The sequence below is a fragment of the Pseudomonas sp. YQ_6 genome, assembly GCF_043103245.1.
Lineage (GTDB): Bacteria > Pseudomonadota > Gammaproteobacteria > Pseudomonadales > Pseudomonadaceae > Aquipseudomonas > Aquipseudomonas alloputida.
Map to the genome: position 1 here is coordinate 96,819 of NZ_JBICJR010000038.1, position 20,069 is coordinate 116,887.

At 62.6% G+C, this 20,069-nt stretch carries 16 protein-coding genes; 13 read left to right on the forward strand and 3 right to left on the reverse strand.

Annotated elements, in window-relative coordinates; all coding sequences use genetic code 11:
- Positions 1 to 1,059: a biotin synthase BioB gene (bioB, locus tag ACF8FG_RS12270; RefSeq protein ID WP_014589423.1), complete on the reverse strand. Its 1,059-nt coding sequence runs from the start codon at positions 1,057 to 1,059 to the stop codon at positions 1 to 3.
- Positions 1,060 to 1,148: 89 nt separating this feature from the next.
- Between bioB and ACF8FG_RS12275 the strand changes: the two genes are divergently transcribed.
- From ACF8FG_RS12275 to rarD, 4 genes are all read left to right on the forward strand, one after another.
- Positions 1,149 to 1,880 carry a ComF family protein gene (locus ACF8FG_RS12275; protein WP_014589422.1) on the forward strand — a complete coding sequence of 244 codons (732 nt, stop codon included), beginning with the start codon at positions 1,149 to 1,151 and terminating at the stop codon, positions 1,878 to 1,880.
- A 49-nt stretch (positions 1,881 to 1,929) separates the two neighbouring features.
- Positions 1,930 to 2,694: a TOBE domain-containing protein gene (locus tag ACF8FG_RS12280; RefSeq protein WP_070383368.1), complete on the forward strand. Its 765-nt coding sequence runs from the start codon at positions 1,930 to 1,932 to the stop codon at positions 2,692 to 2,694.
- Positions 2,695 to 2,795: 101 nt separating this feature from the next.
- Positions 2,796 to 3,770, forward strand: coding sequence for a serine/threonine protein kinase (locus ACF8FG_RS12285; protein ID WP_134698185.1), 975 nt, complete (start codon positions 2,796 to 2,798; stop codon positions 3,768 to 3,770).
- A 64-nt stretch (positions 3,771 to 3,834) separates the two neighbouring features.
- On the forward strand, positions 3,835 to 4,722 hold the full coding sequence (rarD, locus tag ACF8FG_RS12290) for an EamA family transporter RarD (protein ID WP_119714212.1): 888 nt from the start codon (positions 3,835 to 3,837) through the stop codon (positions 4,720 to 4,722).
- A gap of 324 nt (positions 4,723 to 5,046) precedes the next feature.
- On the opposite strand, the gene ACF8FG_RS12295 is transcribed toward rarD, so the two are convergent.
- Positions 5,047 to 5,565 (reverse strand): glycine cleavage system protein R, encoded by a 519-nt coding sequence (locus tag ACF8FG_RS12295; RefSeq protein WP_014589417.1) that lies wholly within the window; start codon positions 5,563 to 5,565, stop codon positions 5,047 to 5,049.
- A gap of 449 nt (positions 5,566 to 6,014) precedes the next feature.
- Between ACF8FG_RS12295 and ACF8FG_RS12300 the strand changes: the two genes are divergently transcribed.
- Entirely contained in the window at positions 6,015 to 8,192 is a 2,178-nt protein-coding gene (locus tag ACF8FG_RS12300; RefSeq protein WP_014589416.1) for a malate synthase G, read from the forward strand.
- 45 nt (positions 8,193 to 8,237) lie between these two features.
- Here ACF8FG_RS12300 and ACF8FG_RS12305 read toward each other — a convergent pair whose 3' ends face one another.
- Complete coding sequence (locus ACF8FG_RS12305) at positions 8,238 to 8,783, reverse strand: response regulator (RefSeq protein ID WP_019437059.1); 546 nt, start codon at positions 8,781 to 8,783, stop codon at positions 8,238 to 8,240.
- A 116-nt stretch (positions 8,784 to 8,899) separates the two neighbouring features.
- Here ACF8FG_RS12305 and ACF8FG_RS12310 point away from each other — a divergent pair, with 116 nt between their 5' ends.
- From ACF8FG_RS12310 to ACF8FG_RS12345, 8 genes are all read left to right on the forward strand, one after another.
- On the forward strand, positions 8,900 to 10,837 hold the full coding sequence (locus tag ACF8FG_RS12310; protein WP_014589414.1) for a putative nucleotidyltransferase substrate binding domain-containing protein: 1,938 nt from the start codon (positions 8,900 to 8,902) through the stop codon (positions 10,835 to 10,837).
- On the forward strand, positions 10,834 to 11,544 hold the full coding sequence (locus ACF8FG_RS12315; protein ID WP_010951705.1) for a PolC-type DNA polymerase III: 711 nt from the start codon (positions 10,834 to 10,836) through the stop codon (positions 11,542 to 11,544). Before ACF8FG_RS12310 ends, ACF8FG_RS12315 begins: the two co-directional genes overlap by 4 nt.
- 147 nt (positions 11,545 to 11,691) lie before the next feature.
- Positions 11,692 to 12,210 (forward strand): RNA polymerase sigma factor, encoded by a 519-nt coding sequence (locus tag ACF8FG_RS12320; RefSeq protein WP_010951704.1) that lies wholly within the window; start codon positions 11,692 to 11,694, stop codon positions 12,208 to 12,210.
- Positions 12,207 to 13,163, forward strand: coding sequence for a FecR domain-containing protein (locus tag ACF8FG_RS12325; RefSeq protein ID WP_076402462.1), 957 nt, complete (start codon positions 12,207 to 12,209; stop codon positions 13,161 to 13,163). Before ACF8FG_RS12320 ends, ACF8FG_RS12325 begins: the two co-directional genes overlap by 4 nt.
- A gap of 252 nt (positions 13,164 to 13,415) precedes the next feature.
- Positions 13,416 to 15,848, forward strand: a complete 2,433-nt coding sequence (locus ACF8FG_RS12330; protein ID WP_076402461.1) for a TonB-dependent siderophore receptor — start codon at positions 13,416 to 13,418, stop codon at positions 15,846 to 15,848.
- A 56-nt stretch (positions 15,849 to 15,904) separates the two neighbouring features.
- Complete coding sequence (locus tag ACF8FG_RS12335) at positions 15,905 to 17,017, forward strand: PepSY domain-containing protein (protein WP_119714213.1); 1,113 nt, start codon at positions 15,905 to 15,907, stop codon at positions 17,015 to 17,017.
- Entirely contained in the window at positions 17,014 to 17,199 is a 186-nt protein-coding gene (locus tag ACF8FG_RS12340) for a hypothetical protein (protein ID WP_011953272.1), read from the forward strand. The genes ACF8FG_RS12335 and ACF8FG_RS12340 overlap by 4 nt, the downstream gene beginning before the upstream one ends.
- A gap of 67 nt (positions 17,200 to 17,266) precedes the next feature.
- A complete protein-coding gene (locus ACF8FG_RS12345; RefSeq protein WP_318081827.1) occupies positions 17,267 to 20,053 on the forward strand; it encodes a dermonecrotic toxin domain-containing protein in 2,787 nt (928 codons plus the stop codon).
- The last annotated feature ends 16 nt before the right edge of the window (positions 20,054 to 20,069 follow it).

Here is a 20,069-nt window from a genome sequence, read left to right on the forward strand (position 1 = left end):
TCAGGCTGTCGCGGCGTCGTAGAACATCTCGCTGCTGCGCTGCTCGACCAGCGCTTGCTCGATGGCTGCCTGGTGCACTTCGTCGGCGTGCTCTTCACGCGCTTCGGGCTTGATGCCCAGGCGTGCGAACAGCTGCATGTCCTTGTCGGCCTGGGGGTTGGCGGTGGTCAACAGCTTTTCGCCGTAGAAGATCGAGTTGGCGCCCGCCATGAAGGCCAGGGCCTGCATCTGCTCGTTCATCTGCTCGCGGCCGGCGGACAGGCGCACGTGAGACTTGGGCATGAGGATCCGGGCCACGGCCAGCATACGGATAAAGTCGAACGGGTCGACGTCCTCTTCCTCAGCCAGCGGCGTGCCGGCCACCTTGACCAGCATGTTGATCGGCACCGACTCCGGATGCTCCGGTAGGTTGGCCAGCTGGATCAGCAGGCCGGCACGGTCATCCAGCGACTCACCCATGCCCAGAATGCCACCAGAGCAGATTTTCATCCCGGCATCGCGCACGTAGGCCAGGGTCTGCAGGCGCTCGCTGTAGGTACGCGTGGTGATGATGCTGCCGTAGAACTCCGGCGAGGTGTCGAGGTTGTGGTTGTAGTAGTCCAGACCAGCCTGGGCCAGGGCCTTGGTCTGCTCCTGGTCGAGTTTGCCGAGGGTCATGCAGGTTTCCAGGCCCATGGCCTTGACGCCTTTGACCATCTCCAGCACGTAGGGCATGTCTTTGGCCGACGGGTGTTTCCACGCCGCCCCCATGCAGAAACGGGTAGAACCGATGGCTTTGGCGCGGGCAGCTTCCTCCAGCACCTTCTGCACTTCCATCAGCTTCTGTTTCTCCAGCCCGGTGTTGTAGTGACCGGACTGCGGACAATATTTGCAATCTTCCGGGCAGGCGCCGGTCTTGATCGACAGCAAGGTCGAAACCTGCACGCGGTTGGGGTCGAAATGCGCGCGGTGCACGGTCTGCGCCTGGAACAGCAAGTCATTGAACGGTTGCTGGAACAGCGCCTTGACCTCGGCCAGGGACCAGTCGTGACGTGTTGTTGCAGTTGTGCTGGCGCTCATCGGCGTTTCCTTGTTTAGGCTGTAGCTGGCGCCGGGACAGGAAAGCCCGCCAGCGCATCACGGATAGCTCGCATAGTCATGGAAGGCCTATGAACTGTCAACTGCACTGGAAGCGACTGGTTTACAAGTGCTCACTTATTAATCAGAAGTGCTTGTTATGCGATGAGCCTGCCGAACAGCATTACCCGCTGTGCATCACCTGCGAACAGGCGCTGCCCTGGCTGGGTGATCAGTGCCGGCATTGCGCCCTGCCCCTGCCTATGGCCGGCTTGACCTGCGCCCCATGTGGCCGCTGCTTGCCGGCCTTCGATCAGGTCATTGCCCTGTGGCATTTCGGCTTTCCGGTTGACACGTTGATCAGCCGTTTCAAGCACAATCGCCAATGGCCTTTGGGGCGCCTGATGGCTGAACTGCTGGGGCAGGGGCTGCTGTATCGCTATGCCGAAGGGTTGCCTCGCCCTGACCTGCTGTTGCCTGTGCCTTTGGCCAGGCGTCGACTGCGCGAGCGGGGGTTCAACCAGGCAGGGATGCTTGGGCGGTGGTTGTCATCGCACGTCGGCGTAACCTGCAACGAGCGTTTGCTGGTCCGCACACGCGAGACACCGGCACAGCAACATCTGGGCGCCAAGGCACGGCAGCGCAATTTACGCCAGGCGTTCGCGGTAAAGGGCGAACTGGAAGGCAAGCATGTCGCCATCGTCGATGATGTGTTGACCACCGGTGCCACTGCGCAGGCTATCGCCCAGGCACTGCGCAAGGCAGGTGCGCGGCGGGTGGATGTGTATTGCCTGGCACGTACGCCCAAACCGGGGTATGTATGACCAGGCGCGACCTGCCCATTTGTAAAGCACCCTTGTATACGGAATACCCATGTCCCTACCCTCCGTTCTCACCCAGCACATCGCCCGCCGCCCACAGCGCATCGCGCTGCTGCAGCACATTGCCGAACAAGGCTCGATCACCCGCGCCGCCAAGGCCGCGGGTATCAGCTACAAGGCGGCCTGGGATGCCATCGACGAGCTCAACAATCTGGCCAGCCAGCCCTTGGTCAAGCGCAGCACCGGTGGCCGTGGCGGTGGCGGTGCGCATCTGTCGCCGGAAGGCGAGCGGGTGTTGCGCCTGTACCAAAGGCTGCAGGCCCTGCAGGCACAAATCCTTGAGGCCGCCGAAGAATCCGGCGACCTCGACCTGCTCGGGCGCCTGATGCTACGCACCAGTGCGCGCAACCAGTTGCAGGGCCAGGTCAGCGGACTGCGCCCTGAAGGCCGGTATGACCGCGTCAGCCTGGCATTGGGTGGCGGGTTGGAGATCGATGCGCTGATCACCCATGACAGCACGGCGCGCCTGGAGCTGACCCTGGGAACGATGGTGGTGGCGCTGCTAAAGGCCGGGTGGGTGCGGTTGCTGGCGCAAGAGGAAGAAGCCGAGGGAGGCAGCAACTGTTTGAGCGCAACGGTGGAAGAAGTGCTGGCCGAGGAGGATGGCCCCAGCGAGGTCAGGCTGGCGCTGGGTAATGGTCAGACGTTGTGTGCCATTGCAGAGGCGCAGTGGTTGGCTGGGCAACAAGTGGCGGCCGGCAGCTCGGTGCGGGTGCAGTTCCATCCGTCCTATGTGCTGATCGGGATACCGGCATAGCCTGGCCACACGGCAAGCGGATTGCGGGCCTGCCTGTGAAGAAGCCGGCACAGGCATAACGCGCTACCATGGCCCCACGCCGCTTACCCTCCGGAGCCACCATGTCCCACCCCTTTGACACCCTCACCCCCGACCTGGTCCTGGACGCAGTGGAAAGCCTGGGCTTTCTCAGCGACGCTCGGGTGCTGGCGCTGAACAGCTACGAGAACCGCGTGTACCAGGTGGGCATCGAAGACGCGCAGCCGTTGATTGCCAAGTTCTACCGCCCAGGCCGCTGGAGCGATGCAGCAATCCTCGAAGAACACGCCTTCACGGCCGAACTCGCCGACTGCGAAGTCCCGGTGGTTGCGCCCATGCAGCACGATGACCGCACTTTGTTCGAACACAAGGGCTTCCGCTTCACGCTGTTCCCCCGTCGCGGCGGCCACGCCCCCGAACCTGGCAACCTCGACCAGTTGTATCGCCTGGGCCAGTTACTTGGCCGCCTGCATGCCGTGGGCGCCAGCAAGCCGTTCAAGCACCGTGAGGCACTGGCTGTGGACAACTTTGGCCACGCCTCGCTGAACACCTTGCTGGAGGGTAAATTTGTCCCGCGTGAACTGCTGCCGGCGTTCGAGTCCGTGGCACGTGACCTGCTCAAGCGGGTGGAGGACATCTACGCTCGCACACCACACCAGCTCATCCGCCTGCACGGCGACCTGCACCCCGGCAACCTGATGCACCGTGACGAGGTGTACCACGTGGTCGACCTCGACGATTGCCGCATGGGCCCAGCGGTGCAAGACCTGTGGATGATGCTGGCCGGCAACCGCGAGGAGCGCCTGGGGCAACTGGCCGAGCTGATCGACGGCTACAACGAGTTCCACGACTTCGACCCGCGCGAGCTGGCCCTGATCGAGCCCCTGCGCGCCCTGCGCCAGCTGCACTACAGCGCCTGGCTGGCAAGGCGCTGGGACGACCCGGCGTTCCCGCCCAGCTTCCCCTGGTTCGGCCAGCCACGCTACTGGGGCGACCAGATTCTCGCCTTGCGCGAACAAATGGCCGCGCTGGATGAAGCACCGCTGAAATTGTTCTAGAAGCACGCCCACCTCTGTCTACAATAGGCGTCGCTTTATTTAGCAACCTAAGCAAGGATTCTGCATGCACGCCGCAAACCCGCGTCGCGGGTACATACTGGGCTTGAGCGCCTACATCATCTGGGGCCTTTTCCCCATCTACTTCAAGGCAATCCAGAGCGTCCCGGCGGTGGAAATCATTGTCCACCGGGTGCTCTGGTCAGCCCTGTTCGGCTCGCTGCTGCTACTGGTGTGGAAACACCCCGGCTGGTGGCGTGAACTGCGCAACAACCCGCGCCGGCTGGGCATCCTGGCACTGAGCGGGGCACTGATCGCCGGTAACTGGCTGACCTACGTGTGGGCGGTGAACAACGGTCGTATGCTCGAGGCCAGCCTGGGCTATTACATCAACCCGCTGATCAACGTACTGCTGGGCATGCTGATTCTTGGTGAGCGCCTGCGCCGCCTGCAATGGCTGGCGGTGGGCATGGCCGCAGTGGGTGTGGCGCAGCAGGTGTGGCAAGTGGGCAGCCTGCCGTGGGTGTCACTGGTGCTGGCGTTGAGCTTCGGCTTCTACGGGCTGATCCGCAAGCAGGCGCCGGTAGCAGCACTGCCAGGCCTGGTGGTGGAAACCTGGATGTTGGTACCGCTGGCCCTTGGCTGGCTGCTGCTGCATCCGGCAGCGATGAGTGCCCAGGGCGCGTTCTATACCAGCAGCGAGGCGCTGTGGCTGATGGCGGCGGGGCCGGTAACGCTGGTGCCGCTGGTATGCTTCAACGCCGCCGCACGGCACCTGCCGTACACCACGCTGGGCTTCCTGCAGTACCTGGCGCCGACCTTGGTGCTGTTGCAGGCCGTAGTGCTGTTCGACGAGCATTTGTCGTCGAGCACCCTGGCGGCCTTCATGTTCATTTGGGCAGGTTTGGCGATTTACAGCGTCGATGCATGGCTGAACTTGCGCAAACGTAGCTGATCAGAAAACGATCAAAACTCTGCAGGTCATGTAGCGCCTGGCCTGCAGAGACATCTCCATAGGTTATCCACACCCTCGTCCCCGCACTTTGTGCACAAGCCGCTGATAATTGGGCATTTTTTGAGCAAAACAGTACAAGGCACGTGATACCTGGGCTGGAGAGGTACACCCCCAGGTTATCCACAGGGCCTTCCCCGTGATATCGGGATAACCGCAGATGGCCGCTTCGCGACACAAGACCGACATTTGTCCGGTGTACACAGGAACCTGAGGGAGCGGCCTTGTGTCGCGATTGGGCCGCAAAGCGGCCTCGGCAGCCTCTGTTCAATCCTCTGCCCGCAGCTTCAACTCCACCATCAAGTCATCCGCCAAGCTCTCTAGCTTCTGCTGCAGTTCATCCAGCGGCAAGGTCAGCGGCAGCGCCAGCAACGCGTCAGCGTGGAACAACGGCTCACTGCTCATCGGCGCCGGCCGCACTTCTGTGGAAAACCGCTCGACGTTTACCTGCAACTCGGCCAGCAAGCGGGTAATGTCCCGCACGATACCCGGCCGGTCGTTACCCACCAGCTCCATGGCAATCGGCTTCCAGGTGCACGACGGCTCGATCCCGCTCTCGGCAATCAGCACGCGAATGTCATACCTGGCCAGCCCCTGCAGCGAGGCCACAAGCTCGGCGTAATTCTCTGCCGGCACCGCCACCCGCAGAATCCCAGCAAACTGCCCGGCCATACGCGACATGCGGCTTTCCAGCCAGTTACCACTGTGGTCGGCAATGCACTGGGCAATACGTTCGACCTGGCCGGCCTTGTCAGGGGCAATTACAGTCAGTACAAGATGATCCACAAGCCCTTCCTCGTGTCGGACCGCGCCGGGCGGCAGAAAATCGGGGGATCGAGTCAGTATAGGCAAGGCGCGGCAACCTGCCGCAGGGCAATCTGCACAGCCAATCGTGTACTGTTTCAAGATTTATCTGGAACAATCCACCTGTTTTTTGCGAACATACCTACTCCCAGCGTGACCATACGCGACCAACGGGTCGCATAACGGCGCTTTTAGTCTGATTTTGCCCCGCCTACTGCTTCATGTAGTATCCCGTGGCGCGGACTACAAAACGTCGTTTGGATGTCTGCCAAGGCGCCTGTGAAAATACGCACACTGCCCGCCAGCCTGTCTGGCAGGCCGCACCCAGCCGCCCCCGAGCAACCCCGGAGGCATGCACTGGTGCCGTGTTTAGAGAAGCGCTACAGGCTTAATACAGAAGAGCGAAATAGCTGAGCAGAGTGAGGCAAGCAATGACTGGATACGTTCAAGTCGGTGGCCTTCAGGTCGCCAAGGTCCTGTACGACTTCGTGAACAACGAAGCCATCCCCGGGACCGGCATCGTCGCCGAGCAGTTCTGGGCGGGTGCAGAGAAGATCATCAATGACCTCGCTCCAAAGAACAAAGCCCTGCTCGCCAAGCGCGACGAGCTGCAAGCCAAGATCGACGCCTGGCACCAGGCACGCAAAGGCCAGGCCCACGACGCCGCAGCCTACAAAGCATTCCTCCAGGAAATCGGCTACCTGCTGCCACAAGCCGACGATTTCCAGGCCACCACCCAGAATGTGGACGAAGAAATCGCCCACATGGCCGGTCCACAACTGGTCGTGCCGGTGATGAACGCCCGCTTCGCCCTGAACGCCGCCAACGCCCGCTGGGGTTCGCTGTACGATGCCCTGTACGGCACCGACGCCATCAGCGATGAAGGCGGCGCCGAAAAAGGCCAGGGTTACAACAAGATACGCGGCGACAAGGTCATCGCCTTCGCCCGCGCCTTCCTCGACGAAGCCGCGCCACTGGCCGCCGGCTCGCACGTCGACTCCACGGGCTATCGCATCGAAGGCGGCAAGCTGGTTGTTGCCCTGAAAGGCGGCAGCAACACTGGCCTACGCGACGATGCGCAACTGATTGGCTTCCACGGCGACGCCGCCGCGCCCACTGCTGTGCTGCTCAAGCACAACGGCCTGCACTTCGAAATCCAGGTCGATGCCAGCACCCCGGTCGGCAGCACCGACGCCGCTGGCGTCAAAGACATCCTGATGGAGTCGGCACTGACCACCATCATGGACTGCGAAGACTCGGTTGCAGCCGTCGACGCTGACGACAAAGTCATCGTCTACCGCAACTGGCTGGGCTTGATGAAAGGCGACCTGGCCGAAAGCGTGAGCAAGGGTGGCAAAACCTTCACCCGCACCATGAACCCGGACCGCGAGTACGCTGCGCCTAACGGCGGCAGCGTGACCCTGCACGGTCGTTCGTTGCTGTTCGTGCGCAACGTTGGCCACCTGATGACCAACCCGGCGATCCTCGATGCCCAGGGCAACGAAATCCCCGAAGGTATCCAGGACGGGCTGTTCACCAACCTGATCGCCCTGCACAATCTCAACGGTAACACTAGCCGCAAGAATACCCGCAGCGGCAGCGTGTACATCGTCAAGCCGAAGATGCACGGCCCTGAGGAAGTGGCCTTCGCCGCCGAGATCTTCAGCCAGGTCGAAGACCTGCTGGGCATGCCGCGCAACACCGTCAAGGTCGGCATCATGGACGAGGAACGCCGTACCACGGTCAACCTCAAATCCTGCATCAAGGCAGCCGCCGAGCGCGTGGCGTTCATCAATACCGGCTTCCTTGACCGCACTGGCGATGAAATCCACACCTCGATGGAAGCCGGCGCCGTGGTGCGCAAAGGTGCCATGAAGAACGAGAAGTGGATCGGCGCCTACGAAAACAACAACGTCGACGTTGGCCTGGCCACCGGCCTGCAAGGCCGTGCGCAGATCGGCAAAGGCATGTGGGCCATGCCTGACCTGATGGCCGCCATGCTCGAGCAGAAGATCGCCCACCCACTGGCCGGTGCCAACACCGCCTGGGTACCGTCGCCAACTGCCGCCACCCTGCACGCCCTGCACTACCACAAGGTGGACGTACAGGCGCGCCAGCGTGAACTGGCTTCACGTACCCCGGCGTCGGTGGATGACATTCTGGCCATTCCGCTGGCTGCCGACACCAACTGGTCGGCCGAAGAGATCCGCAACGAGCTGGACAACAACGCCCAGGGCATTCTCGGCTACGTGGTGCGCTGGATCGACCAGGGCGTGGGTTGCTCGAAGGTGCCGGACATCAACAACGTCGGCCTGATGGAAGACCGTGCCACCCTGCGCATCTCCGCCCAGCTGCTGGCCAACTGGCTGCGCCACGGCGTGGTCAGCCAGGAACAGGTGCTGGAAAGCCTCAAGCGCATGGCCGTGGTGGTCGATCAGCAGAACGCTGGCGACCCCCTGTACCGCCCGATGGCGCCGAATTTCGACGACAACGTGGCGTTCCAGGCGGCTGTGGAACTGGTAGTGGAAGGTGGCAAGCAACCGAACGGTTATACCGAGCCGGTACTGCACCGCCGTCGCCGCGAGTTCAAGGCACGTAACGGGTTGTAAGCAGCATCTGCGCCAGGGGGGCCGTTTTACGGTCCCCCCTGCGCATCATCCAATTTTCAGTTCTTTGTTCACCAGCTCCAACAGCTTGCCCAGATCCACCGGCTTGAGCAGGAAGTCCACCACCCCCAGGTGCATCACATCCACTGCCTCTTCCACATCGGTGTCGCCCGACACCACAATGATCGACAACGCCGCCCGCTCCGACGCACGAATCGTCCTGATCAAGTCCAGTCCACTTTCAGGCTGCATGCGCAAATCGGTAATCATCAAGCCGATACGCTTCTGGTAGTGCAGGTACAACCTGGCTTCCTCGGCCCCATCCGCGCCCACCGCATCGATGCCCCGGCTTTTCAGGTACAGAATCAGCGCCTCGCGGTTAACCGCGTTGTCATCCACCACCAGCACCAACGGTCTGGCTGCCACAGGCGCATTTTGGTTTATCACAGCCAAGGCCTCGCGCTCGGCGTCGCTCAGGATGTCGGTGTGCTCAGGCATGCTCATCTCGTCAAAAAAATTCCGCTTCAGCATTAGGACCGCATTACTCGCGTAACCCGTTTCGCCTTTCGTCGGGTCTTTGACAAGGGCGCTCATAGACTTACGTCCAATGGGCACCACCCCGCCGCAAGCCGACCATGGAGGCAGAGAACAACATGGCCGGTACCTATATATAGATATATATAGTTCGGCATAGCGATACGGTCAGTTTCATGAGCAAAAAGGACGCCTACAGCCAGGCGGGCAAGACAGCGGTACTGCAAAACATTCAAGGCACATTGCAGTTCCTGCAGCGCTTTCCGCCGTTCAACCAGATGGAGCACAGCCACCTGGCCTTCTTGGTCGAGCAGTGCCAGCTGCGCTTCTACGCCTGCGGTGAAAGCATCGTCAAACCTGCCGACGGGCCGGTCGAGCACTTCTACATCGTCAAGCAGGGCCGCGTGGTTGGCGAGCGCCAGCACCTGGCCAAACCAGGTGTCGAGACCACGTTCGAGATCACCAGCGGCGAGTGCTTCCCGCTGGCAGCCCTGCTGGGTGAGCGAGCAACCCGCACCGAGCACCTGGCCGGGGAAGACACCTTCTGCCTGCAACTGAACAAGGCCGCATTCATCCGCGTGTTCTCGATGTCTGAAGTGTTTCGGGATTTTGCCCTGCGCGGTGTCAGCAGCCTGCTTGATCAGGTCAATCAGCAAGTACGCCAGCGCGCTGTGGAAACCCTCGGCACCCAATACTCGCTGAACACCCCCCTGGGTGAACTGGCCATGCGTCACCCGGTGGTGTGCAGCGCCAATACGCCCCTGCGCGAAGCCGTGCGGCTGATGCACGAGCAACAGGTGGGCAGCATCGTGGTGGTCGACCCGCAGCGCTACCCCATCGGTATCTTCACCTTGCGCGACCTGCGCCAGGTGGTGGCGACAATAGATGCAGACCTGGGCGCCGCCATCGACCGGCACATGACGGCCAAACCGTTCTACCTCCCACCCCAGGCCAGCGCCTTCGATGCCGCCATGGCCATGACCGAGCGGCATATTGCCCATGTATGCCTGGTGGAAAACCGGCGCCTGTGCGGGGTGGTTTCCGAGCGCGACCTGTTTTCCCTGCAACGGGTCGATCTGGTTCACCTGGCACGCACCATACGCCATGCGCCCCGCCTGGATACGCTGGTTTCACTGCGGGGCGAAATCAGCCAGCTTGTAGAACGCATGCTGGCCCATGGCGCATCGTCGACGCAGATCACCCAGATCATTACCTTGCTCAACGACCATACCGTGTGCCGAGTCATCGAACTGGCCCTGGCCGAACGTGGCGACCCGGGCGTGCCGTTCAGCTGGCTGTGCTTTGGCAGCGAAGGACGACGCGAGCAGACCCTGCACACGGACCAGGACAACGGCATCCTCTTCGAAGCAGTCGACAGCGCCGAGGCCGACGCCATCCGCGCTCGCCTGCTGCCGCTGGCGCAATACATCAACCAGTGCCTGGCCCAGTGCGGTTTTACCCTGTGCATGGGTAACGTCATGGCCGGCAACCCAGAACTGTGCCTGTCGCGCAGCGAGTGGGCGCGACGCTTTGCCGGGTTTGTTCGCGAAGCCAGCCCGGAGAACCTGCTGGGCTCGAGCATCTACTTCGACCTACGGGTAGTGTGGGGCGACGAGCAAGGCTGCGAGCAACTGCGCCAGGGCCTGCTGGCACAGGTAGCCGACAACCGCATCTTCCAGCGCATGATGGCTGACAACGCCCTGCGCCAACGCCCGCCAGTGGGCCGGTTGCGCGAGTTCGTGCTGACACGCCAGGGCAACGACAAGGCGGCGACTCTCGACCTCAAGGTCCAGGGCCTGACGCCCTTCGTGGATGGTGCCCGTTTGCTCGCTCTGGCCAATGGCATAGCTGCCTGCAATACCCTGGAGCGCCTGCGCCAACTGGTAGCCAAGGGCGTGATCGAACCGTTGGACGGCGCCGCCTATGAAGAGGCCTACCACTTCATCCAGCAAACCCGCATGCAGCAGCACCAGCGCCAGATACGCGACAACCTGCCTTACTCCAACCGGCTCGACCCGGACAGCCTCAACCACCTGGACCGGCGCATCCTGCGCGAGTCGCTGCGCCAGGCCCAGCGCCTGCAAAGCAGCCTGGCCTTGAGGTACCAGTTGTGAGCCTGTTCGCCTGGCTGCGCCCCAGCGCGCCCGAGCTGGACCACACCACACGCCAGCGCCTGGCCCGGTTGCCCAAGCCCGTGCCGCTAGGGGTATGTACCCTGCGCGAGCAGCGCTGGGTGGTGCTGGACCTGGAAACCAGCGGGCTCAACCCCAACCGTGATCAGGTACTGTCGATCGGGGCGGTGGCCATCGAAGACGGTGCCATCGACTTTGCCCAGCAGTTCGAACGCACATTGCACCGCCCTTTGCAGAAGACCAACGCCAGCGTACTGATCCACGGCTTGGGCCCCAGCGCCCTGGCTGCCGGTTGCGACCCGGCCGAGGCCCTGCTGGATTTGCTCGATTTCATTGGCAACAGCCCGGTGCTGGCGTTTCACGCGCCATTCGACCAACGCATGCTGGCCCGTGCGCTGAAAGAGAGCCTGGGTTACCGCTTGCAGTCGCCGTTTCTCGATATTGCCGAACTGGCGCCGATGCTCAACCCCGACACAGTGCTGCGCGAGGCCGGGCTGGATGACTGGGTAGCGCGGTTTGGCTTGCAGGTTGAAGAACGCCATCATGCCAGTGCCGATGCCCAGGTGACCGCAGAACTGGCGCTGATCCTGTTCAGCCAGGCCCGGCGCCAGCAACTGGACAGCCCGCTGCAGCTGGAGCAACGGTTGCGCGGGTGGCGACGGCGCAAGATGCAGAGTCATGGTTTGTAGGGATAGGCACTGAAAATTCCAAGGCATACCCTTCAGCCTTTTCCATGATGGCAATCCGATAAGCGTCCATTGCACCCACCCCCTCCCCTCTGCAACAATCGCGAATAATTATCGTTAGTTAATGCATTCGTTCCGGGGGGACGCTGCTTGTCTTCTGCACAAAGCCCACACGCCGATCTGGTCGGTGCGCTGTACCGCGACCACCGCGGCTGGCTGCTCGCCTGGCTGCAACGCAGCATGGCCTGCCGCCAACGTGCTGAAGACCTGAGCCAGGACACCTTCGTGCGCCTGCTTGGTCGTGAGCAACTGGACACCCCCCGCGAACCCCGCGCGTTTCTGGCCGCCGTGGCCAAGGGGCTGATGTTCGACCACTTCCGCCGCGCTGCGCTGGAGCAGGCCTACCTGGCCGAGCTGGCACTGATCCCTGAAGCTGAACAGCCCTCGCCAGAAATGCAGCACCTGATCCTTGAAGACCTCAAAGCCATTGACCGCCTGCTCGGCAAGCTGTCGAGCAAGGCTCGCGCGGCGTTTCTGCACAGCCGTCTGGACGGCATGGGCCATGCCGAAATTGCCGAGCGCCTTGGCGTTTCGGTATCGCGGGTGCGCCAGTACATCGCCCAAGGGATGCGCCAGTGCTACGTGGCCTTGTACGGGGAGCCGACGTGAGCAACCTCCCGGTTTCGTCCCGGGTCCTGGAAGCCGCGATTGCCTGGAAACTCAGCCTCGGCGACAGCAGCGGCACGCCTGATGAACGCAGTGAATTCATGCGCTGGCATGCCGCCAGCGAAGAGCACGCACGTGCCTGGCGCCAGCTCGGCGCCATGGACCAGCGCGTTAGCGCGGCGGCTGGCCCGGCACGCCAGGCGCTGCTGCAATCGCGCGCCAGCCTGCGGCGACGCATTGGCAAGGTTGGCGGCGGGCTGGCCGGTACGTTTCTGCTCGGCGCGCTGCTGGCATGGGTCGGCGCCCCGTCGCTGGCACCCAGCTACTGGTTGGCCGACCAGCGCACCGCCACGGGAGAGTTGCGTACCTTGCGCCTGGAAGACGGCACACTGCTGAGCCTGAACACCCACACCGCCGTGGACATCGACTACGCCGGCGCGCAACGGGTGATCGTGCTGCACCAGGGCGAAATCTCGGTCGAAACCGGCCACCAGGACCCGCGCCCGCTGCTGGTACGCACTGAAGACGGTCGCTTGCGGCCACTGGGCACGCGCTTCCTGGTGCGCCGCGAAGCCGGCGGTACGCGCCTGGAAGTGCTGCAGGCCTCGGTCGCCGCCATGCCGCATGACAGCGGCGACGAACAGGTGCTGCGCGAAGGCCAGCAGGTGTTGATGAACGCCAACGGCCTCGGCGAGGTTGGCACGGTGCCTGCCGGTGCCGATGCCTGGACCCGCGGCATGCTGGTGGTCGACAACGTACGCCTGGGCGACCTGCTCGCCACATTGGGCCAGTATCGCAGCGGCTACCTCGGGGTGGATGCCAAGGTCGCCGACCTGCGTGTGACCGGCAGCTTCCCGCTGACCAACATCGACCTGGCGCTGGCCTCGCTGGTGCCGGCGTTGCCGGTGAAGATCGAGCGGCATACGCAGTGGTGGGTGAACGTCACGTCCAAATAGGCCGGGCCTGCTGGCCAATTTCCACCCGCCGTTCACCGTTGCCGCCACCACCGTATTCGCGGGTAAACCCGCTCCTACCACGGTGGTGGGCACACATCGAGGTCGTCGTAGGAGCGGGTTCACCCGCGAAGAGGCCGGTGCTGGCAAACCCCCTTTTAAATAATTCTCAATATTTTTCAGATTCACCCTGACACTTTTCAGATCTCGCTCGGCAAGGAAGCAGCAAGCACTTACCCGTCGAGGAACCGCCGCATGTCCCGTGCCGTTGATCATATCCTGCGCCCCAGCCTGATGGCCCTGGCCATCGGCCTGGCTGCCCCGCTGACCAGCCCTGCCTTGTTCGCCGCCGAGCAATCCACCTCGCGCGCCTACAACCTGCCCAGCGCGCCACTGGCCACCACCCTCAACCAGATCGCCAGCCAGGCCGGCATTGCCTTGGCCATCGACCCGGCACTGGTCAGCGGCCGCACCTCGGCCCCGGTCAGCGGCCAATACGACGGCCTGGGCGCCCTGCAAGCCGCCCTGAGCGGTACCGGCCTGCAGTTGCAGCAGAGCACTGCGGGCAGCTACAGCCTGGTGGCCGTGCCGGATGGCACCCTGGCCTTGCCGGAAACCACCGTGAATGCCACCAGCACCAGCGAAAGCGCCTGGGGCCCGGTTGAAGGCTACGTGGCCAAGCGCACCGCTGCTGGCACCAAGACTGACACGGCACTTGTAGAAGTCCCCCGCTCCATCTCTGTCGCCACCCGCGAGCAAATGAAAGACCGCGGTGTACACAGCCTGGATGATGCAGTGCGCTACATGCCAGGCATCGTCTCCGCCAGCTTCGGCAGCGACACCCGTTATGACTGGATGCGCGTGCGCGGCTTCGAGCCAACGCAGTTCCTCGATGGCCTGCCGCTGCCCCGCGGCGTGTACGCCAACCCGAAAGCCGAAACCTGGAACCTCGACCGCCTCGCCCTGCTGCGCGGCCCGGCCTCTTCGATCTACGGCCAGACCCCACCTGGCGGCCTGCTGGACATGGTCAGCCGCCGCCCGCAAGCGGAAAGCGCTCACGAAATCGAGCTTCAATACGGCAGCGACAACCATCGCCAGATCAACTTCGCCAGCACCGGCAAGATCGACGATGAAGGTCGCTTTCTCTATGGCGTCAGTGGCGTTATCCGTGACAGTGGCACGCAAATTGACCACATTGACAACAAGCGCTACAACATTGCCCCAAGCCTGACCTGGAACATAGACGAAGACACGACGCTGACCTTCCTGACCCAGTTCACCCGTGACGATACCGGTGCCACCAGCCAGTTCCGGCCCATCCAGGGCACCAAGATCGACATGCCGTTCGGCAAGATCTCGCACCACAAGAACCTGGGTGACCCGGATTACGAGTTCTACGACCGCACTTACTACGCGCTGGGTTACGCCTTCGAACACCGCATCAATGACGTCTGGCAATTCCGCCAGAACCTGCGCTACACCAAGTCGGACCTGTCGTTCCAGACCATCACCCCTGGCAGCTACAACAAGAGCTCGCCGCCGGTGCAGGACGATGGCACTGTCAGCCGCATGTCCACCAACACCGATGAAGACATCAGCCAGTTCGCGGTGGACAACAACTTCCAGGCGGACTTCGCTACCGGGGATATCGACCACACGCTGTTGATCGGCCTGGACCACCAGCGCATCAACACCAACTACCTGTCGATCTTCGACTTCAACGTGCCGGACAGCAACGTCAACAACCCGGTCTACGGGCTGCCGATCACTCGCCCGGATCGCTCGACCGCGTTTTACGACTACAACCAGAAAACCCGTCAGACCGGCCTGTACGTGCAGGACCAGATGGCGCTTGGTAACTGGCGCCTGACCCTGGGCGGTCGTGAAGACTGGGTGCACACCGGCACCAAGTTCTTCAACCAGGGCGATGCCACCAATACCCAGCGGGACAAGAAGTTCAGCGGCAACGCAGCCATCAGCTATGTTTTCGACTCGGGCTTTGTGCCGTACCTGTCCTATGCCGAGTCGTTCCAGCCGTCCAGCAATGCCAGTGTGTCGGCCTCGGACTCGTTCAAGCCCACCGAAGGCAAACAGTGGGAGCTGGGCGTGAAGTATCAGCCGCCGGGGTCCAACACCCTGTTGTCGGCAGCCGTGTACGACCTGACTCAGAAAAACGTCTCGGTCACCAACACGGTCGGTGGTGTGACCATCACCAGCCAGACCGGTGAAGTGAAAGTCCGCGGCCTTGAGCTGGAAGCGGTTTCCGATGTAACCGACAACCTGAAGGTCATTGCCGCCTACACCCTGGCCAAGTCCGAGGTGCAGGATGGCGATTTCAAAGGTAACCGCCTGCAACTGATGCCTAACCAGCAAGCGTCCATCTGGGGCGACTACACCTGGCACTCAGGCTTACTCGACGGCTTCGGCATCGGCCTGGGCGCGCGTTATACCGGTAATACCTACGGTGACCAAGGCAATACCTACCTGGGCAAGGCCAAGGCCTACACCGTCTTCGACGGGTCGGTGCATTACGACCTGGGTCGCCTGAACGGCAGCCTGAAGGGCGCGTCGGTAGCAGTCACCGCCACCAACTTGCTGAACAAGGACTACCTCTCTACTTGTGACTCGTACTACTGCTACTACGGCGATGAGCGCAGCGTTGTCGCCAGCGCCACTTACAAGTTCTGAGTGAGCTGGGGTCGCCTTGCGGCCCCGGGTTCCAACCGACAACAATCGGTACCGTGATGAAGAGCCCCACCATCCGCCGCTGGTCCTTGATCCACACCTGGAGCAGCCTGGTCTGTACCCTGTTCCTGCTGTTGCTGGCAGTCACCGGCCTGCCCCTTATCTTCCACCACGAACTCGAACACCTGCTAGGCGACGCCCCTGAATTGCGTGAGATGCCGGCAGGCACCCCGCACCTCGACCTGCAGCAACTGGCGCTCAAGGCCGAACAACATCGCCCCGGCGAGGTCATGCAGTACTTCGGCTACGATGAAGACGAGCCCAACGGCGTGGTCGCCATTACCGCCGCCACGGCCGGCACCGACCCCAACCTGTCGCACACCTTCATGCTCGATGCACGCACCGGCGAGGCGGTGGCCATGCCGGCCGCCAATGGTGGATTCATGATGGTGATGCTGCGCCTGCATGTGGACATGTTCGCAGGCCTGCCGGGCAAGCTGCTGCTGGCCTTCATGGGCGTATTGTTCATTGTCGCGATTGTCTCCGGCACCGTGCTCTATGCGCCATTCATGCGCCGCCTGGAATTCGGCACCGTACGCCACAAGAAATCCCGCCGCCTGCGCTGGCTCGACCTGCACAACCTGATCGGGGTGGTCACCCTGGCCTGGGCATTGACGGTGAGCGTGACCGGGGTAATCAGCGCCCTGTCCGACCTGGTCATCGCGGCCTGGCGCAACGACAGCCTGGCTGCGATGGTTGCCCCCTACCGCGACGCCCCGCCGCTCGTCGAGCGCGCCCCAGCCACTCGCCTGCTGGACATTGCCGAACAGGCCGCGCCGGGCATGCGCCCGGACTTCATCGCGTTTCCTGGCACGCGTTTCTCCAGCGAGCACCACTATGCGGTGTTCATGAACGGTGCCACCCACCTGAGTTCGCACCTGTTCACGCCGGTACTGATCGATGCTCGCACCCTTGCAGTGACTGCCGTAGGCAACCGTCCCTGGTACATGGATGCCATGGGCCTGTCGCAGCCACTGCATTTCGGCGATTACGGCGGGCGACCGATGCAGATCCTCTGGGCGTTACTGGACGTGCTGACAATCATCGTGCTCGGCAGCGGCCTCTATCTGTGGTGGGGCAAGCAGCGCAAACCCAGGGAGGCACGCGCATGAGCCACAGGTCACAAGCCACTGCACGCCTCTTCGCCTGGCCAGCGTTGATTGCCCTGCTTGGCTTCCTGGGCCTGTTCGCCGCACTGCTCGGCGACGGTGGCTGGGACGTTCTGGCATGGGCAGGCCTGGGCCTGCCGGCCCTGCTGAGCCTGCGCGGGCTGCTCTGGCGTCGGGGGCGCTAGCCCGCTACCACCCCGCAACCGCAGGTATTGCCAAGCATGGGGTTTTCCTCAACCAAGGAACCACCCCATGCGCCCCCTCGAACAACTGGAACAGATCGACCGACAAATCGGTGACCTGCTCGACGGCATTCCGACCCTCGCCCTTCAACACCCCATCAACCCCGACACACGCACCTGGCTGCACGGCGAACTGGCCAGCTTCTGGACCACGGCCGATGAGCATGGTGAAACCCCCAGACAAAAACTGCTGGCACTGCGCAAGGCGCTGATGCTGGCCGAGGTTGAACTGCGCCTGGGCGACGAGACCTTGGGCTACCGCTCAGCCGATCAACTATGGGCCTGCCTGCAACAGCCACTCCCCTCCCAGCGCAGGCATATGCCCCAGGCCAAAAGGCCACAGGTCTACCGCGTTCTGCTGGAAGGCCTACGGCCCAACTGGCGAAGCTACCTGCCAGGCACACTGATCATCGTTGCCGGTACCGCCGAAGGCCATATGCTTACGCCTCAGGATGCCGCAGGCGCTGCCTTGCTGTGCAGCCTGTCACAAGGCATAGAGGCTTTCGACTCCCTTGGCGCACTGCACCAGGAGCTTTGCGAACGCCTGGAAGACCCACTCCAGAGCAGACCGCTGCTGCATCTGTACACTGACACGCAGGCGGACCGCGCTCGCCGGTCACAGCGCCTGCGCTATGACTGGTACGCCGACAGCCTGCTGGAGGCCCAGATCGACAGTGTGATAGAAACCCAACGCCAACGCCTGAGTGACACCAGCTTGTGGAGCAACGGCTCACCCGACCAGCACACCCGAATACATAAAGCCCTGGCGCTATGGCCCGAAGTCGGCGCCAAACCCATCCTGCAAACACGCTACTCCCAATTGCTTGAGAAGAATCTGCCCAACTGGCTGCGCAATACATCTGCGCAAGGCCTGAGCCATATGATGCAGGCCATGCAAACGCTGGTGGCAATCGCCGAGCAGGCTGCTGCCCCGGGAGTGCTGAGCCTTAACGACTTCAAGCAACGCAATAGCCTGTTGGCCTGGGCCAACGCACGCCTTCGCGAGCGCCTGAGCCATGACCTGGGGTACGACACAGATCCTCGCGAGATCAAGATCGTCGTCGTACGCGCCCGCCGCACGGGCGCCATCATGCATCCCTTCGCCCTCTCATCCTATGTCACCTATGCAGGCATGCGACGCGTGGGCCACGAGATGGTGGAAATGGTCGAGGAAATCAACACCCTCGAAGAGATCGCCCTCAAGAACTTGCCGTGGTTCGACACCGACTACTGGCTGACTGCCCGGGTAATCCATGCCCACGGCAAAGCCATGCCCGCCGGGCTCACGCCGCAGTATGTCAAGCACATGGTCCGGGAACTGAACGTGGGTGACAGCTACGCAAAGTACCTGCACACCCAACTCATCAGTTCCAGAGCGGGCAAATGGCGCCTGACTGCGCATAGCAAGGTCAACCGTGCACGCATGCACGCTGAAGCAGTCAAGGCGCGCTACGCCGGACACTTTGGCGAAGACCCTTTCGAACATGGCTACAACTGGGTGCGCGCAGTGCTGGACCAACCACACAATGCCTTGCGTGCGCCAGTAGCAGGCTACCCGGTCACTGTTCGGCAGTTGAACATCATGGGCCATACCCTGCAGGGCGTGCTTCTGCTCAACAGCCTCCCCTACAAGTCTCCGGCATGCGTGCTGTACACCCCGGATGCCCCGGATCGCAGGGCCTGGCGCCGTTTTCGCACAACCCGCGAACTACTTCGCACATTGCGCCAACAGCCCGCGTTGAGAGCATACGTAGCCCAGCGCCTGCCATTGCTGCCTGCCGCCACGGTGCAGCGGCTGCTGGACAAGGGGCGCCTGAGCACGCATTTGACCACGCCCGAGGTCAAAGACGACCTTTTCTTCGACTACTACATGGCCGAGGCCCGGGCGCTGATCGCCCAGGCCGATGCCGACAGCATGACGACCAGCGAAGTGAATGCGGAGTCGGTCATGGCGCTGAGCTGGCGTTTGCTGGATTTCATCAGCCTGCTGCTGCCCAACCGCGCGTTGCTGGTGCTGTCGATTGGCCGCATGGCAATCGATATCCTGGACGGCATCGAGGCCTTCAACCAAGAGGATGTTGAAGGGGTGATGCGGCATTCCTATCAGGCGCTTAGCCACCTCAACGATGCAGGTACCAGTTTTCTCGGTTCCAGAGTGCTACGCCGGTCCCTGCGCGGAATACCCAAACAACCGCCACTGCCGCTGCCCGCACGCTTCCAGGCTCAACCGGACAGCAGCAGCCTCCGGTATCGCATAGACGGTATCTACGGTGAGGGTGTATACGAGCAAAGCTCGGCGTTTGGTGGGCTGTCGCTGTATTTCGTCAAGGACAGCAACAACCGCTACTACCAGGTCAGCTTCGACGGCTACCGCTGGCGGGCCATCGACCCTGACCAGCCAGATGCCTATCTGCAGCAACCGCTCAAGCGCAAAGCCGACGGGCAGTGGGTCATCGACTCACCGGTGCTCTGGTACGACGGGCTGCCCGACCTGACGCAATTACTGCAGGACTGCTATCTGCAAACGCCTGTAGCCGGCTTGCCGGTAAACATCGAACAAGGGCTTTTTCAGGCTGACGAGCAGCTGTACCTGGCGCTCGAGAACGGGCAGTTGCCTGTGCGCCGCCACTTGCTGCCGGATCATTACCACTTGCAGATTGCCGTTGCCAGCAACGCCGGCGTGGTGCCGTGGGCGGTGCTGCGCCACGAAAACGGCCAGTGGCTGATACGCGTTCGCCAGGCAGGGCGCAGCAGTGACTGGCTGACACTGCCAGATCAACCACCGCCGGCCCACTGACAGCCGGAACCGGCGG

Excerpts from the sequence above, each read along its gene's own strand:
- ACF8FG_RS12305 (WP_019437059.1), bottom strand. The coding sequence starts at position 8,783 with ATGAGCGCCCTTGTCAAAGACCCGACGAAAGGCGAAACGGGTTACGCG.
- ACF8FG_RS12335 (WP_119714213.1), top strand. The coding sequence starts at position 15,905 with ATGAAGAGCCCCACCATCCGCCGCTGGTCCTTGATCCACACCTGGAGC.
- ACF8FG_RS12345 (WP_318081827.1), top strand. The coding sequence starts at position 17,267 with ATGCGCCCCCTCGAACAACTGGAACAGATCGACCGACAAATCGGTGAC.
- ACF8FG_RS12310 (WP_014589414.1), top strand. The coding sequence starts at position 8,900 with ATGAGCAAAAAGGACGCCTACAGCCAGGCGGGCAAGACAGCGGTACTG.
- ACF8FG_RS12285 (WP_134698185.1), top strand. The coding sequence starts at position 2,796 with ATGTCCCACCCCTTTGACACCCTCACCCCCGACCTGGTCCTGGACGCA.
- ACF8FG_RS12330 (WP_076402461.1), top strand. The coding sequence starts at position 13,416 with ATGTCCCGTGCCGTTGATCATATCCTGCGCCCCAGCCTGATGGCCCTG.
- ACF8FG_RS12275 (WP_014589422.1), top strand. The coding sequence starts at position 1,149 with ATGAACTGTCAACTGCACTGGAAGCGACTGGTTTACAAGTGCTCACTT.
- ACF8FG_RS12280 (WP_070383368.1), top strand. The coding sequence starts at position 1,930 with ATGTCCCTACCCTCCGTTCTCACCCAGCACATCGCCCGCCGCCCACAG.
- bioB (WP_014589423.1), bottom strand. The coding sequence starts at position 1,059 with ATGAGCGCCAGCACAACTGCAACAACACGTCACGACTGGTCCCTGGCC.
- ACF8FG_RS12340 (WP_011953272.1), top strand. The coding sequence starts at position 17,014 with ATGAGCCACAGGTCACAAGCCACTGCACGCCTCTTCGCCTGGCCAGCG.
- ACF8FG_RS12300 (WP_014589416.1), top strand. The coding sequence starts at position 6,015 with ATGACTGGATACGTTCAAGTCGGTGGCCTTCAGGTCGCCAAGGTCCTG.
- rarD (WP_119714212.1), top strand. The coding sequence starts at position 3,835 with ATGCACGCCGCAAACCCGCGTCGCGGGTACATACTGGGCTTGAGCGCC.